This is a genomic window from Streptomyces malaysiensis subsp. malaysiensis, assembly GCF_040653035.1.
GTDB lineage: Bacteria > Actinomycetota > Actinomycetes > Streptomycetales > Streptomycetaceae > Streptomyces > Streptomyces malaysiensis.
Genome location: NZ_JBEZNG010000006.1, coordinates 393,055 through 408,841, shown reverse-complemented (window position 1 = coordinate 408,841; position 15,787 = coordinate 393,055). Strand labels below are relative to the sequence as shown.

Annotated in this window: 10 protein-coding genes; all 10 read left to right on the top strand. The window is 71.7% G+C overall.

Annotation, left to right across the window (positions count from 1 at the left end):
• Positions 1–3 precede the first annotated feature (3 nt).
• The 10 genes from mreD (at position 4) to obgE (ending at position 15,755) form a co-directional block, all read left to right on the top strand.
• Positions 4–717 (top strand): rod shape-determining protein MreD, encoded by a 714-nt coding sequence (mreD, locus tag AB0E24_RS16190; protein WP_374345287.1) that lies wholly within the window; start codon positions 4–6, stop codon positions 715–717.
• 42 nt (positions 718–759) lie between these two features.
• Complete coding sequence (mrdA, locus tag AB0E24_RS16185; protein WP_099013733.1) at positions 760–2,904, top strand: penicillin-binding protein 2; 2,145 nt, start codon at positions 760–762, stop codon at positions 2,902–2,904.
• 273 nt (positions 2,905–3,177) lie between these two features.
• Positions 3,178–4,311, top strand: a complete 1,134-nt coding sequence (gene rodA / locus AB0E24_RS16180) for a rod shape-determining protein RodA (RefSeq protein WP_202544301.1) — start codon at positions 3,178–3,180, stop codon at positions 4,309–4,311.
• A gap of 45 nt (positions 4,312–4,356) precedes the next feature.
• A complete protein-coding gene (locus AB0E24_RS16175) occupies positions 4,357–5,994 on the top strand; it encodes a CYTH and CHAD domain-containing protein (RefSeq protein ID WP_359377541.1) in 1,638 nt (545 codons plus the stop codon).
• Between the two features lie 71 nt (positions 5,995–6,065).
• On the top strand, positions 6,066–7,988 hold the full coding sequence (locus AB0E24_RS16170; protein ID WP_069865864.1) for a TIGR03960 family B12-binding radical SAM protein: 1,923 nt from the start codon (positions 6,066–6,068) through the stop codon (positions 7,986–7,988).
• Between the two features lie 190 nt (positions 7,989–8,178).
• Positions 8,179–8,955, top strand: a complete 777-nt coding sequence (locus tag AB0E24_RS16165; RefSeq protein ID WP_283886629.1) for a TIGR03936 family radical SAM-associated protein — start codon at positions 8,179–8,181, stop codon at positions 8,953–8,955.
• Between the two features lie 222 nt (positions 8,956–9,177).
• A complete protein-coding gene (locus AB0E24_RS16160; protein WP_359377538.1) occupies positions 9,178–13,350 on the top strand; it encodes an Rne/Rng family ribonuclease in 4,173 nt (1,390 codons plus the stop codon).
• Between the two features lie 239 nt (positions 13,351–13,589).
• Entirely contained in the window at positions 13,590–13,910 is a 321-nt protein-coding gene (rplU, locus tag AB0E24_RS16155; RefSeq protein WP_069865868.1) for a 50S ribosomal protein L21, read from the top strand.
• Positions 13,911–13,924: 14 nt separating this feature from the next.
• Positions 13,925–14,182 carry a 50S ribosomal protein L27 gene (gene rpmA, locus AB0E24_RS16150; protein ID WP_046090457.1) on the top strand — a complete coding sequence of 86 codons (258 nt, stop codon included), beginning with the start codon at positions 13,925–13,927 and terminating at the stop codon, positions 14,180–14,182.
• A gap of 139 nt (positions 14,183–14,321) precedes the next feature.
• Positions 14,322–15,755: a GTPase ObgE gene (gene obgE, locus AB0E24_RS16145; RefSeq protein WP_079257620.1), complete on the top strand. Its 1,434-nt coding sequence runs from the start codon at positions 14,322–14,324 to the stop codon at positions 15,753–15,755.
• Positions 15,756–15,787 lie beyond the last annotated feature (32 nt).

Genomic DNA, 15,787 nt, shown 5'->3' with positions numbered 1-15,787 from the left:
CCGATGCTGCACCTCAACCGGATCGTCCTGTCGACCTGCCTGGTGGTCTTCGCCCTCGTCGTCCAGGTCTGTGTGCTGGCCCGGCTGCAACTGCCCGGCGCCGTCCCGGACCTGCTGCTGCTCGTCGTGCTCGGCCTCGCGCTCGTCTACGGCCACACCGGCGGCGCGCTCATCGGCTTCGGCGCCGGGCTGCTCGCCGACTTCGCCCCGCCCGCCGACCACGCCGCCGGCCGTTACGCCCTGGTGCTGTGCGTCATCGGCTATCTGGCGGGGCTCGCCAAGCCGGAGACCGGCCAGCTCAGGTCGGCCACCGGGCCGATGCTGGTGGTCGTGGCGGCGGCCATCGGCGCCACGCTGCTGTATGCCGGGGTCGGCATCCTCGTCGGCGACGACGCGGCCCGTCAGGTGGGCCTGGGCAAGCTGCTGTTCACCGCGGCCCTCTACGACCTGCTGCTGGCACCCTTCGCCGTGCCGGTGATCATGGGGCTCGCCAGACGGAGTGAGAACGATCCGATGGCCGACAGCGCGGGCGGTGGCGGTGAGGGCCCGTCCCGCTGGATCAGCACGGCGGGCGGCGTCAGCACCGGCCGGCTCGGCCGGATGAGCCGGCTCAGGCGTCCGGGCCGGGCGGCCCGGATCGGCAGCCAGCGCGGCGGGCTGCTGGCCCGCACCGGGAAGAGCAGGACGGCACGCATCAAGGGGGTCAAGCGCCTGTGAGCAATGCCCGCCCGTCGCCCGCCGCCGCCCTCAGGGGATGCCATGAGTAATATTCCTCAGACCGGACGCACCCCCCGGGTCACCATCCGGCTCGTCGGCCTCCAGATCCTGGTCTTCTCGCTGCTGCTGACCCTCGGCGGACGCCTGTGGTACCTCCAGATCCGCAACGGCGACGAGTACACCGCCGAAGCCGCCAACAACCACGTCCAGCAGGTCGTCCACCCCGCCGTGCGCGGCTCCATACTGGACGCCCGCGGGGTGCCGCTGGCCGACAACGAGACCCGTCTCGTGGTCTCCGCGAGCCGCACCGAGTTGATGAAGATGCCGGACGACGGCGAGGCCGTCCTCACCCGTCTCGCCGAGGTCCTGGGCATGAAGCCCAAGGACGTCTTGGACAAGGTCCGGCTGTGCGACGCCAAGACCCCTCAGCCCTGCTGGAACGGTTCCCCGTACCAGCCCATCCCGATCACCGACGAGGCCAGCGCCAAGCAGGCGCTCCAGATCCGTGAGCGCGAAGAGGACTTCCCCGGCATCAGCGCCGAGCCCACCGCGGTGCGCCGCTACGCCGCGCCCGCCGGCTCCAACGCCGCCCAGGTGCTCGGCTATCTCTCCCCGGTCACCGATGAGCAGGTGAAGGAGGCGGAGGACACCAAGTCGCCGCTCCTCCGCTCCGACCAGGTCGGCAGCAACGGCCTCGAGCGCCAGTACGACAGCGAGCTGCGCGGCGAGGCGGGGGTGACCCGCTATGAGGTCGACAACCTCGGCCGGGTCATCGGCCAGCGGGAGAGCCAGCGGGCCCGCCCCGGCGCCAACGTCGTCACCAGCCTCGACTCACGCGTCCAGGCGGTCGCGGAGAAGGAGCTGGACCAGGCGATGCGGGACGCCCGCAAGCAGCACGACCGCAACACCGGCACCAACTACAAGGCGGACTCCGGCGCGGTCGTGGTCATGGAGGCCAAGACCGGCCGGGTGGTGGCCATGGCGTCCAATCCGACGTACGACCCCAACGCCTGGGTCGGCGGCATCTCCGGCAAGGACTACAAGCAGCTCACCGGCAAGAAGTCCAACTTCCCGCTGCTCAACCGGGCGATCCAGGGCCAGGCGGCCCCCGGCTCGATCTTCAAGGTGATCCCGACCACCGCCGCGGTCAACGCCGGCTACGACTTTAACGGCCCGTACGCCTGCACCAGCTCGTTCAACATCGGCGGCCAGGTCTTCAAGAACTTCGAGTCCGAGAACTACGGCGGGATCAGCCTCGGCCGCGCGCTGGAGGTCTCCTGCGACACCGTCTTCTACCGGATCGCCTACGACGAGTGGAAGCGGGACGGCGGCAACAAGCCCAAGAAGAAGCCGGGGGACTGGTTCTACCGGACCGCCCACCAGTTCGGCCTCGGCAAGGAGACCGGCATCGACCTCCCCAACGAGGTCACCGGCCGGGTCCCGGACCGCCAGTGGAAGAAGGACTACTGGAAGGCCAACAAGGACGCCTGGTGCAAGAGCGGCAAGAAGAACGGAAGCTACGGCGAGCGGATCGCCTACGAGAACTGCCTCGAGGGCATGAAGATGCGCGCCGGTGACTCCGTGAACTACTCCATCGGCCAGGGCGACACCCTCGTCACCCCGATCCAGATGGCCACCATCTACGCGGCCATCAGCAACGGCGGAACGCTCCACGACCCGACCGTCGGCAAGGCGATCGTCAGCCCCGACGGCAAGGACATCACGGAGATCAAGCCGAAGTCGCACGGCAAGCTGCCGATCAGCGCCTCGCTGCACAAGAGGATCGACAGCGCGCTCGCGGGCGTGGCCACCCGGGGCACCGCCGCCTGGCGGTTCCAGGGCTGGCCGCAGGACAAGATCCCGATGCACGCCAAGACTGGTACCGCGGAGGTCTACGGCAAGCAGACCACCTCGTGGTTCGCGACGTACACCAAGGACTACACGGTCGTCATGACGATCTCCCAGGGCGGCACCGGCTCCGGGGCCTCCGGCCCCGCCGTGCGCAAGATTTACAACGCGCTGTACGGGGTCGACGCCAAGGGCGGCATCGACAAGAAGAAGGCGCTGCTGCCCCAGCCGCAGGCCAAACTGCCGAAGATCTCGTCGGACGGCTCGGTCGAGGCCCAGCCGCTGGGCAAGCAGTTCGAGGCGGCCGGCCGGGAGCGGCGGCGGGGAGCTGACTCGTGAGCGACGCACGCGCGGCCGCCGGGTCGCAGACGACGATGAAAGGCGCGCTTCTGCGCCGCGCGGGCGGAGAAGCGAACAGGAGGCAGGCGTGAGCGACGCACGCGCGGCCGCCGGGTCGCAGACGACGATGAAAGGCGCGCTTCTGCGCCGCGCGGGCGACGGTGACATGAGCCGCTGCCGCGGCGGGGCGAACAGGAGGCAGGCGTGAGCACATCCACGCATGGGTACTCCGTCCGCCGCTTCACTCCCGAGCGCGGCGCCTGGAGCAAGCTCATGGCGCGCGACTCGGTCGTGCGCCGCCTGGACTGGGTGCTGCTGCTCACCGCGCTGGCCCTGTCCGCGGTCGGCGGGGCGCTCGTCTACTCGGCCACCCGCAACCGCACCGAGCTCAACCAGGGCGATCCGTACTACTTCCTGGTGCGGCACGCCCTCAACACCGGTATCGGGCTGGTGCTCGCCATCGGCACCATCTGGCTGGGCCATCGCACCCTGCGCGGCGCGGTCCCGGTCCTCTACGGGCTGTCCGTCGTCCTCGTCCTCGCCGTGCTCACCCCGCTGGGCTCGACGATCAACGGTGCCCACGCATGGATCGTGATCGGCGGCGGATTCTCCATCCAGCCCGGTGAGTTCGCCAAGATCACGATTATTCTGGGGATGGCGATGCTGCTGGCCGCGCGGGTGGACGCGGGCGACCGGCTCAACCCCGATCACCGCACCGTCGTCCAGGCGCTCGGCCTGGCCGCGCTGCCCATCGCGATCGTGCTGCTGATGCCGGACCTCGGCTCGGTGATGGTCATGGCGGTGATCGTGCTCGCCGTGCTGCTCGCCTCCGGCGCCTCCAACCGCTGGATCGCCGGGCTGATCCTCACGGCCGTGGTCGGCGCACTGCTCATCTGGCAGCTGCACATCCTCGACCAGTACCAGATCGACCGCTTCGCCGCCTTCGCCAACCCCGCGCTCGACCCGGCCGGGGTCGGCTACAACACCAACCAGGCGCGGATCGCGATCGGCTCGGGCGGACTCACCGGTAAGGGGCTCTTCCACGGCACCCAGACCACGGGTCAGTTCGTGCCCGAGCAGCAGACCGACTTCGTCTTCACGGTCGCGGGTGAGGAGCTCGGCTTCCTCGGCGCGGGCCTGATCATCCTGCTGCTGGGGGTCGTGCTGTGGCGCGCCTGCCGGATCGCGCGCGACACCACGGAGCTGTACGGGACCGTCGTCGCGGCCGGGATCATCGCCTGGTTCGCGTTCCAGGCGTTCGAGAACATCGGGATGACGCTGGGCATCATGCCGGTGGCCGGTCTGCCGCTGCCGTTCGTCTCCTACGGCGGATCCTCGATGTTCGCCGTATGGATCGCGATCGGGCTGCTCCAGTCCATCCGTGTGCAGCGGCCCGTCTCCGCTTAGGGCTGAGAAAGGGCTGATAAGCCCGAGTTTGGGTACGTGACACACATGGTGGACACGAAGCGGGAGATCGAGCGCAAATACGAGGCCACCGCCGAGGAAGCCGGTCCGTCCGGGCGGCCCGACCTGCCGGGTCTGCCCGAGCTGACCGGGGCGGGCCCGGTCGCGACCGTGGTGGGCCGGGGTGTCGCCACCCTCGAGGCCACCTACTACGACACCCCCGGCCGACGGCTGCTGGCCGACGGCATCACCTTGCGCCATCGCACCGGCGGCCATGACGAGGGCTGGCATCTGAAGCTGCCCGTCGGCCCGGACGTCCGGGAGGAGCTGCACGCGCCGCTCGGCGGCGAGGTGCCCGCCGAGATGGCCGCGCTGCTGCGCTCGCGGGTCCGCCACGATCCGCTGCGCCCGCTCGCCCATCTGCACACCGAGCGGGACCGCAAGGATCTGGTGGACGCCGACGGCACCGTGCTCGCCGAGGTGTGCGTCGACCGGGTGACGGCCCGGCGGCTGGCGCCCGAGGAGAGCGAGCCCGTGCGGTGGACCGAGGTCGAGGTCGAGCTCGCCGAGGGCCGTGGCCACGATCGGCGGCTGCTCGACGCGGTCGAGGTGCGGCTGCGCGACGGCGGGCTGCACCGCGCCGACACCCCCTCCAAGCTGGCCAAGGCCCTGGCCGAGACGGAGCGGGCCGCGGTCGCCGTCGAGACCGGCGGAGACGGACCCGGCCGGCCGGCCAAGCCCGGGAAGCCCGCGAAGACCGCCCGTCAGGTCGAGCGGGCCGCCCCGGCGCCCCGGCGGCCCCTCGGCGCCGACGATGTCGTCCTGGACTATGTACGCCGTCAGATCGACGCCCTGGTACGGCTCGACCCCGCCGTGCGCAGGGACCTGCCGGACGCGGTGCACCGGATGCGGGTCGCCACCCGGCGGCTGCGCAGCGCCTTCCGCTCCTACCGCGCGGTCCTGGACCGTACGGTGACCGATCCGCTCGGCGACGAGCTGAAGTGGCTGGCCGGTGAGCTCGGTGTGGAGCGCGACCGCGAGGTGCTCACCGAGCGGCTCGAGGGCCGGCTCGCCGAGCTGCCGGGCGACCTCCGGCTCGGCCCGGTCCGGGACCGGCTGCGTCAGTGGTCGCAGGGGCAGCGCGACGGCGCCCGCGCGACCGTCCTGGCCGCGCTGGACAGCGAGCGCTATCTCGCGCTCCTGGACACCCTCGACGCCCTGGCGGCCGATCCGCCGCTGCGCCCCGCCGCCGGAAAGCCGGCCACACCGGTGGTCGTCAAGGCCGTGCTGCGTGACTACGAGCGGCTCGCCGGCCGTATGGCCACCGCCCTGGAGGCGCCCCGGGGGCCGGACCGCGACGTCGCCGTCCACCAGGCCCGTAAGGCCGCCAAGCGTGTGCGCTACGCGGCCGAGACGGCCCGGCCCGCGCTCGGCAAGCCCGCCAAGACCTTCGCCCGCCGTATGCAGGGCGTGCAGGATGTGCTCGGCGACCACCAGGACAGCGTCGTCACGCGCGAGGCGTTGCGGACGCTGGCCACCCAGGCCCATGGCGCGGGGGAGAGCGACTTCACCTTCGGCCTGCTCTACGGCAGGGAGGAGGGGCGGGCCGCCGCCCGCGAGCGTGAGCTGCCCGGCCTGTGGGCCGAGGTCTCGCGCAAGAAGCACCGGGCGGCCCTGGAGGCGTGATCCATGGCGAAGGAGCCCCGTGGGGGCGGGTACGCTTGAGGGTCACCCCTGTCAGCTCACGAAAGTCCGCGATGTCTGTCGAGTCGGTCTTCCCACAGCTCGAGTCCCTGCTGCCGCATGTGCAAAAGCCCATCCAGTACGTCGGTGGCGAGCTCAATTCCACTGTCAAGCCGTGGGAGAGCTGCGATGTCCGCTGGGCTCTCATGTACCCGGACGCCTACGAGGTCGGGCTGCCCAACCAGGGCGTCATGATCCTCTACGAGGTCCTCAACGAGCGCGAGGGCGTGCTCGCCGAGCGCACCTACAGCGTGTGGCCGGACCTCGAGGAGCTGATGCGCGAGCACAAGGTGCCGCAGTTCACCGTCGATTCGCACCGCCCGGTCTCCGCGTTCGACTTCTTCGGCGTCTCCTTCTCCACCGAGCTGGGGTACACCAACCTCCTCACCGCGCTCGACCTCGCCGGTATCCCCCTGGACGCCGCGGACCGCACCGAGGACCACCCGGTCGTGGTCGCGGGCGGCCACGCCGCGTTCAACCCCGAGCCGATCGCCGACTTCATCGACTGCGCGGTGATCGGCGACGGTGAGCAGGCCGTGCTCGACATGACCGGGATCATCCGCGCCTGGAAGGCCGAGGGCCGCCCGGGCGGCCGCGACGAGCTGCTCTTCCGTCTCGCCCGCACCGGCAGTATCTACGTCCCGAAGTTCTACGACGTGGAGTACCTGGCCGACGGGCGGATCGCGCGCGTCGTGCCCAACCGCTCGGGCGTGCCGTGGCGGGTGTCCAAGCACACCGTCATGGACCTCGACGAGTGGCCCTACCCGAAGCAGCCGCTGGTGCCGCTGGCCGAGACCGTCCATGAGCGGATGTCGGTGGAGATCTTCCGCGGCTGCACCCGCGGCTGCCGCTTCTGCCAGGCGGGCATGATCACCCGCCCGGTGCGCGAGCGGTCGATCACCGGGATCGGCGAGATGGTCGAGAAGGGGCTGAAGGCCACCGGATTCGAGGAGGTCGGCCTGTTGTCGCTCTCCTCCGCCGACCACACCGAGATCGGCGACATCGCCAAGGGCCTCGCCGACCGGTACGAGGAGGACAAGATCGGCCTGTCCCTCCCGTCGACCCGGGTGGACGCCTTCAACATCGACCTCGCCAATGAGCTGACCCGTAACGGGCGCCGCTCGGGCCTCACCTTCGCCCCCGAGGGCGGCAGTGAGCGCATCCGTAAGGTCATCAACAAGATGGTCTCGGAAGATGACCTCATCCGTACGGTGGCCACCGCGTACGGAAACGGCTGGCGGCAGGTGAAGTTGTACTTCATGTGCGGGCTGCCCACCGAGACCGACGAGGACGTGCTTCAGATCGCCGACATGGCCACCAAGGTCATCGCCAAGGGCCGCGAGGTGTCCGGTAAGAACGACATCCGCTGCACCGTCTCGATCGGCGGCTTCGTCCCCAAGCCGCACACCCCCTTCCAGTGGGCCCCGCAGCTGAGCGCCGAGGAGACCGACGCCCGGCTGGAGAAGCTGCGCGAGAAGATCCGCGGCGACAAGAAGTACGGCCGCTCGATCGGCTTCCGCTACCACGACGGCAAGCCCGGCATCGTGGAGGGCCTGCTCTCGCGCGGCGACCGCCGGGTGGGCGCCGTCATCCGCGCCGTCTACGAGGACGGCGGCCGCTTCGACGGCTGGCGCGAGCACTTCAGCTACGACCGGTGGATGGAGTGCGCCGAGCGCACCCTGCCCGACTTCGGCCTCGACCTCGACTGGTACACCACCCGCGAGCGCACCTACGAGGAGGTCCTGCCCTGGGACCACCTCGACTCGGGCCTGGACAAGGACTGGCTGTGGGAGGACTGGCAGGACGCGCTCGACGAGACCGAGGTCGACGACTGCCGCTGGACCCCCTGCTTCGACTGCGGCGTCTGCCCGCAGATGCAGACCGAGATCCAGATCGGCCCCACCGGCCGGAAGCTGCTGCCGCTGTCGGTGAAGTAGCCCTCCGGTGCCGGTGAAGTAGCCCTCCGGCGGTGAGGCGGCCGTCCGGCGGCCCTCCGTCACCGGGCCGCCCACAAAGTACGCTGGAAGAGACCGGGGCCCCGGTGGCCCTGGTGTTCGACCGCAAGGAATACAAGGAGACAGTCCCCTGGGCAAGCGACAGCCCGAAGGCCCGCCGCCCGCTCCCGCGGTGCAGCGCATCCGTTTGCGTTACACCAAGCGCGGCCGCCTCCGGTTCACCAGCCACCGCGACTTCCAGCGCGCCTTCGAGCGCGCGCTGCGCCGCGCCGAGGTGCCGATGGCCTACTCGGCGGGCTTCACCCCGCATCCCAAGGTGTCCTACGCCAATGCCGCACCCACCGGCACCGGCAGCGAGGCGGAGTACCTGGAGATCCAGCTGACCGAGGCACGCGACCCCGAGAAGCTGCGGGCGGTCCTCGACGAGTCGTTGCCCGCGGGTCTCGATGTGATCGAGTCCGTGGAGGCCCGCACTCCGGGGCTCGCCGACCGGCTGGAGGCGTCCGAGTGGGAGATCCGGCTCGACCAGGTGGCCCGGACGGACGCCGAGCGGGCCGTCGCCGCCTTCCTGGAGGCCGACACGGTCGAGGTCGAGCGCCGGACGAAAAACGGGTTGCGAACCTTCGACGCCCGTGCCGCGGTGGCCCGGCTGGAGACGCTTCCGCTCCGGGCCGATAGGCCCGGCGACGGTGGTTGTGCGATACTGCGGCTGGTGGTGCGGCATCTGACACCTGCCGTACGACCCGACGACGTCCTGTCCGGCCTCCGCGCTACGGCCGACCTGGCGCCGCCGGTCCCCGCAGCGGTGACCAGGCTGGCGCAGGGGCTGCTCGATGAGGAGTCCGGCACGGTGACCGATCCGCTCGCGCCCGATCGCGAGGCAGCTCAGGCCGCGACATCCGCGGCCGGCGAGCTGACCGCCGCGATGGCGCCGGGAGGTCCCGCGTAGGGCCGCCGTCGATGCGCCGCCGACGCACTTGGGAGCCACCCGGGTCCGGCTGGCGCACTGACCAGAAGACTTTCGCCGGTCCCGACATATCCGGTCCCGGTGAGCGAGACGACAGCTCCCGTGCGGCGCCCGCGCCCCGGACGGCGGCACACGCGCACAGTGCGCGAGTGGCCGGCCGGAAGCAGGCGCGGCGCCCGGGAGCGTGACGGGAGAAACGCCCGCATGCTCGAACCAATTGAGCCGACCGAACACATCCAGTCCCCAGGGCCCATCGCGCCGCGTGCCGCGGCGCCCGGGGAATCCATCGAGAGCACGCCCAGCGACACTCTGCCGCCGCGCCGCCGCCGTGCGGCGTCCCGCCCGGCGGGCCCACCGCCCGGTGCGGTGAGCGAGGCCGAGGTCACCACGTCCTCCGCACCGGCCATACCGGCAGATCAGATCGCCGTCGCCGAGGCCGCTTCCGAGCCCGTCGCCGCCGGTGCCGCCATGGCCACCGCGTCCGCGGCCGGGGCCGACCCCGAATCCGCCGCTCCACCCGCCCGTACGCGGCGCCGGGTGGCGCGCAAGGCGACGTCCCCGGCGGGTTCGCCGGAGGCCGCGGAGACCGTGGTGTCGGCCGATGCCGGACGTGGCGGCGAGGAGACCGAAGCCGCCGCGGAGCCCGTGTCGGAAGCCGTGTCGGAAGCCGCCCCCGAGGCCGCTCCGCCCGCCCGTACGCGCCGTCGTGCGACCCGTAAGGTGACCGCTCCGGCCGGTACGCCGGCGGAGGCGGAGGTCGTGGAGCCGGAGGAGCCCGAAGAGTCCGAGGAGGCCGAGGAGTCCGCGGCCGCTTCTGAAGCCGAGGCCGAGGCGGAGACCGTGCCCGCGGCGGCCGCCCGTTCCCGCCGTCGTGCGACCCGTAAGGCGACGGCCCCCGCCGGTCCGCCGCAGGCGGAGACCGCCGACGCGGACGCGTCGTCCACGGCGGCCGCTGGTGGCAGTGGCGACGAGACCACGGCCCCAGCCGCAGTCGCGGCCGATGCCCCGGCCGACGAGGCCCCGCCCGCCCGTACGCGCCGTCGTACGACCCGTAAGACGACCGCTCCGGCGGAATCCCCCGTGGAGCCGGAGCGGGCCGAGGAGCCCGCGGCCGCTGCGGAGGCCGAGGCGGAGACCGTGCCCGCGGCGGCCGCCCGTACGCGCCGTCGTGCGGCCCGTAAGGCGACCGCTCCCGCCGGAGCGCCCGCGGAGGCCGAGGCTTCCGAAGAGCCCGCCGCCGAGGAGCGGCGGGGCGAGAGCGCCGAGGAGCCCGCCGGTGCGCAGGCCGAGGAGGCGCCGCGCACCCGTACCCGCCGCCGTGCCGTCCGGGGCACCGCCCCCGCCGCCGAGGAGCCGAGCGGCGCCCCGGAGGCGCAGGGCGCCGGGCCCGAGGCCGGGGCCCCGGCCGCCGAGGCCGCTTCCGAGCCGGAGCCCGCGCCCCGTTCGCGGCGCCGGGCGGCCCGCCCGCCGACAGCCGTGTTCCAGGCGCCCGTCTTCACCGAGCCCGTCTTCCAGACGCCGGAGAGCGCCGCCGCCGAGGCCGCCGCCGCGCTGGAGGGCGCCGACGACGCGGACGAGGACGAGGACCAGCCGACCGCCGAGGCCGTCGAGGCCGTCGAGCCCGAGACGTCCGCCGGCCGTCGTCGGCGCCGCCGCCGTGGTGCGCCCGCCGAGGAGCACCCGGAGCCCGAGGAGACCGAGGCCGCCGAGTCCGAGGCCGCCGAGTCCGAGACCGAGGCCGAGTCCGGCCACCCCGAGGGCGAGCACGGCGAGGAGGAGCCGGGCGACCGTCCGGCCCGTCGCCGTCGCCGTGGCGGACGTCGCCGCCGCCGGGGCGAGACCGCCGAGGGCGCTGAGGGCGCCGAGGGGCGTTCCGAGGGCGAGACCGGTGAGCGCTACGAGGACGAGTCGGCCGCCGACGGCGAGGGCGCCGAGGAGCAGGGCGAGGGCCGCGACGAGTCGGGCGCCGAGTCCGGTGAGTCCGGCGGCTCCACCAGCAGCCGCCGTCGCCGTCGCCGCCGCCGTCGCAGCGGCGAGGCCGCCGAGGCGGAGACGACGGGCGGCGACGACCCGGAGCGTACGGTCGTCAAGGTCCGCGAGCCCCGGGAGCGGCGCGGCAAGGAAGCCGAGTCCAGCGCCGACGAGGTGCAGTCGATCAAGGGGTCGACGCGTCTGGAGGCCAAGAAGCAGCGCCGCCGCGAGGGTCGTGAGCAGGGCCGCCGCCGGGTCCCGATCATCACCGAGGCCGAGTTCCTGGCCCGCCGCGAGGCGGTCGAGCGGGTCATGGTCGTCCGGCAGAACGGCGATCGCACCCAGATCGGTGTGCTGGAGGACAACGTCCTCGTCGAGCACTTCGTCAACAAGGAGCAGGCGACCAGCTACGTCGGCAACGTCTACCTGGGCAAGGTCCAGAACGTGCTGCCGTCGATGGAGGCCGCCTTCGTCGACATCGGCAAGGGCCGCAACGCCGTGCTGTACGCGGGCGAGGTGAACTTCGAGGCGCTGGGGCTCGCCAACGGGCCGCGCCGCATCGAGACCGCACTGAAGTCCGGCCAGTCCGTTCTGGTGCAGGTGACCAAGGACCCGATCGGCCATAAGGGCGCCCGGCTGACCAGCCAGGTCTCCCTCCCGGGCCGCTATCTGGTCTATGTGCCCGAGGGCTCGATGACCGGTATCAGCCGCAAGCTGCCCGACACCGAGCGGGCGCGGCTGAAGCAGATCCTCAAGAAGATCGTCCCCGAGGACGCGGGCGTGATCGTCCGCACCGCCGCCGAGGGCGCGAGCGAGGACGAGCTCTCCCGCGACGTCGCCCGGCTCCAGGCGCAGTGGGAGGAGATCAAGAAGAAGGCGAAGAACGGCGGCGCCCCGTCGCTGCTCTACGGCGAGCCCGACATGACCGTCCGGGTCGTCCGCGACATCTTCAACGAGGACTTCTCCAAGGTGATCGTCAGCGGTGACGACGCCTGGCAGACCATCCACGGCTATGTCTCGCATGTGGCGCCCGACCTCGCCGACCGGCTCCAGAAGTGGACCTCGGACGTCGACGTCTTCGCCACCTACCGGATCGACGAGCAGCTGATGAAGGCGCTGGACCGCAAGGTCTGGCTGCCCAGCGGCGGTTCGCTGGTGATCGACCGGACCGAGGCGATGGTCGTCATCGACGTCAACACCGGCAAGTTCACCGGTCAGGGCGGCAACCTCGAGGAGACGGTCACCAGGAACAACCTGGAGGCGGCCGAGGAGATCGTGCGCCAGCTGCGGCTGCGCGACCTCGGCGGCATCATCGTGATCGACTTCATCGACATGGTGCTGGAGTCCAACCGCGATCTGGTGCTGCGCCGACTGCTGGAGTGCCTGGGCCGGGACCGTACGAAGCACCAGGTGGCGGAGGTCACCTCGCTCGGACTGGTCCAGATGACCCGTAAGCGGGTCGGCCAGGGGCTGCTGGAGTCCTTCTCCGAGTCCTGTGTGCACTGCAACGGCCGCGGCGTGATCGTCCACATGGACCAGGCGTCGGCCGCCGGTGGCGGTGGCGGCGGTGGCAAGCGCAAGAAGAAGAAGTCCGCGGCCGGTGCCGGTCAGCAGCCGGCCGAGCAGGAGCCGGCCGCCGTGGCCGGGGCGGAGGCCGAGCCCGAGGACGTCACCGAGGCGGCGGCCGAGATCGCGGCGGAGGCCACCCAGCCGAAGCCGCTGCCCGAGCCGGTCTTCGCGGCCGACGAGGAGCTGTACAGCAGCGCCGCGGAGGCCGAGGCCGCCGCGACCCGTGGGCGTACCCGCCGCCGTGCCACCCGTAAGGTGTCCGCCCCGGCGGGCGCCCCGAAGGCCGCCAAGGAGCCCGAGGGCGTGGTGGTCGTGGTGGCCGACGAGCCGAGGGAGGCGGCCGAGCCGGAGCCGGAGGCGGCCGCCGCGGCCCCCGCTTCCGCTTCCGCCGAGGAGCTGGAGGCCCCGATCGAGGGCGTTCCCGCGCCGCGTACGCGCCGCCGTGCGACCCGTAAGGTGTCCGCCCCCGCGGGCTCGCCGACGGGTTCCGAGGAGGCGGCCGTGGTGGTCGTGAGCGGGTCTTCGGCCGAGCCGGAGCCGCAGTCCGAGCCGGATGCGCGGTCCGAGTCGGAGGCGGCGCCCGAGAGCGCCTCCGCCGAGGGCGAGGCCGAGACCGAGGCGCCGGCGAAGAAGCGGACCGCCCGTAAGGCCGCCAAGAAGGCTCCGGCCAAGAAGGCGACGGCCAAGAAGACCGCCGAGAAGAAGACGACGGCGAAGAAGACGGCCGCCAAGAAGACCACGGCCAAGAAGACGACCGCCAAGAAGACGGCGGCGAAGAAGACCGCGGCGGCGGAGCAGCAGACTCCGCAGTCGGTCTCGGCGGCGGCCGACGACTGACACGGCCGTCCGGCCGACCGGGGGCACACTGTCACGTGGCAGTGTGCCCCTTGGGTTCTGCTAACCTTGACCCTCGGCGTCTGTACGCCAAACCCCTGAGCACATCCCTTCCGCTTCGCCGGAAGAGGCCGTTCGGCCGATGGTGAATCGCATGATCACTCGGTTGTCACGACCCTCGTGGGCCGTGTTGGGCGGCTGGCATCAGAGGTCCTGTTTTCTAGCGAGAGAGTGAGAACCGCGTGTACGCAATCGTGCGCACCGGCGGCCGCCAGCAGAAGGTGGCCGTGGGCGATGTCATCGAGGTCGACCGTCTGGCCGGCAACAAGGTCGGCGACACCGTCGAGCTCTCGACTCTGCTCGTTGTCGACGGCGATGCCGTCACCAGCGACCCGTGGGTGCTGGCCGGTGTGAAGGTTCACGCCGAGGTCGTCGATCACCACAAGGGTGACAAGATCGACATCCTGAAGTACAAGAACAAGACCGGTTACCGGAAGCGGATCGGCCACCGCCAGCTGCACACCGCGCTGAAGATCACCGGCATCGACCCGGCTGCGAAGTAAGGGACTGAGGAGACATGGCACACAAGAAGGGCGCATCGTCCACTCGGAACGGTCGCGACTCCAATGCCCAGCGGCTCGGCGTCAAGCGCTTCGGCGGCCAGGTCGTCAACGCGGGTGAGATCCTGGTCCGCCAGCGCGGTACGCACTTCCACCCGGGCGCGGGTGTCGGCCGCGGCGGCGATGACACGCTGTTCGCGCTGGCCGCCGGTGCGGTGCAGTTCGGCACCAGCCGGGGCCGCAAGGTCGTGAACATCGTCCCGGTCGCCGAGTAATCAGCCCGGGCGTAGACGCACAGCTTTTCCGAGGGCGGACCGCTCTTCCCGTGACGGGAAGCGGGTCCGCCCTCGGCGCGTTACGAGCCTGAGGCACATCACCACACACCTAACCCGTATGTAACTGGAGGCACCCGTCATGACCACCTTCGTGGACCGCGTCGAACTGCATGTCGCCGCGGGTAACGGAGGCCACGGCTGCGCCTCCGTGCACCGCGAGAAGTTCAAGCCGCTCGGGGGGCCGGACGGCGGCAACGGCGGCCGTGGCGGCGATGTGATCCTGGTCGTGGACCAGTCCGTCACCACCCTGCTCGACTACCACCACAGCCCCCACCGCAAGGCCACCAACGGCAAGCCCGGCGAGGGCGGCAACCGCTCCGGCAAGGACGGCACCGACCTGGTCCTGCCGGTCCCGGACGGCACCGTCGTCCTCGACAAGCGGGGCAACGTCCTGGCCGATCTGATCGGACAGGGCACCACCTACATCGCCGCCCAGGGCGGCCGCGGCGGCCTCGGCAACGCCGCGCTCGCCTCGGCCCGCCGTAAGGCCCCCGGCTTCGCGTTGCTGGGCGAGCCCGGTCACTCCGGGGACGTCGTCCTCGAGCTCAAGACCGTCGCGGACGTGGCGCTCGTCGGCTACCCGAGCGCCGGCAAGTCGTCGCTGATCTCGGTGCTTTCGGCGGCCAAGCCGAAGATCGCCGACTATCCGTTCACCACGCTGGTGCCCAACCTCGGTGTGGTCACGGCCGGTTCGACCGTCTACACCATCGCGGACGTCCCCGGGCTGATCCCCGGCGCCAGCCAGGGCAAGGGCCTCGGCCTGGAGTTCCTGCGCCATGTCGAGCGCTGCTCGGTGCTGGTGCACGTACTGGACACCGCGGCCCTGGAGTCCGAGCGCGATCCGCTGACCGACCTCGATGTCATCGAGGCGGAGCTGGCCCAGTACGGCGGTCTGGACGACCGGCCGCGGGTCGTGGTGCTCAACAAGGTCGACATCCCCGACGGCCAGGACCTCGCCGATATCATCCGGCCCGATCTGGAGGCCCGCGGCTATCAGGTCCTCGAGGTCTCGGCGGTCGCCCATCTCGGCCTCAAGGAGCTGTCCTTCGCTCTGGCGAAGATCGTCGCGGACGCCCGGGAGGCCAAGCCCAAGGAGGAGGCGACCCGGATCGTCATCCGGCCGAAGGCCGTGGACGACGCGGGCTTCACGGTCGTCGCCGAGGAGGGCTTCTACCGTGTGCTGGGCGAGAAGCCCGAACGCTGGGTCCGCCAGACCGACTTCGCCAACGACGAGGCCGTCGGCTATCTCGCCGACCGCCTGGCCCGCCTCGGCGTCGAGGAGGAGCTGGTGAAGGCGGGCGCCCACGGGGGCGACGAGGTCGTCATCGGCCCCGAGGACGACGCGGTCGTCTTCGACTGGGAGCCGACCATGGCGACCGGCGCGGAGATGCTGGGCCGCCGCGGCGAGGACCACCGCTTCGACGAGCCCCGTCCGGCAGCGCAGCGGCGCCGCGACCGGGATGCCGAGCGGGACGAGGCGGAGCAGGAGTTCGACACCTTCAAGCCGTTCTGAGGGGTGCGGCTGCCGCGGCGGGGCGCGCCGCC

Bases quoted from the DNA above. Each gene is read 5' to 3' on its own strand.
- AB0E24_RS16175 (WP_359377541.1), top strand. From the start codon at position 4,357: ATGGTGGACACGAAGCGGGAGATCGAGCGCAAATACGAGGCCACCGCC.
- AB0E24_RS16160 (WP_359377538.1), top strand. From the start codon at position 9,178: ATGCTCGAACCAATTGAGCCGACCGAACACATCCAGTCCCCAGGGCCC.
- mrdA (WP_099013733.1), top strand. From the start codon at position 760: ATGAGTAATATTCCTCAGACCGGACGCACCCCCCGGGTCACCATCCGG.
- AB0E24_RS16170 (WP_069865864.1), top strand. From the start codon at position 6,066: ATGTCTGTCGAGTCGGTCTTCCCACAGCTCGAGTCCCTGCTGCCGCAT.
- rodA (WP_202544301.1), top strand. From the start codon at position 3,178: ATGGCGCGCGACTCGGTCGTGCGCCGCCTGGACTGGGTGCTGCTGCTC.
- obgE (WP_079257620.1), top strand. From the start codon at position 14,322: ATGACCACCTTCGTGGACCGCGTCGAACTGCATGTCGCCGCGGGTAAC.
- rpmA (WP_046090457.1), top strand. From the start codon at position 13,925: ATGGCACACAAGAAGGGCGCATCGTCCACTCGGAACGGTCGCGACTCC.
- mreD (WP_374345287.1), top strand. From the start codon at position 4: ATGCTGCACCTCAACCGGATCGTCCTGTCGACCTGCCTGGTGGTCTTC.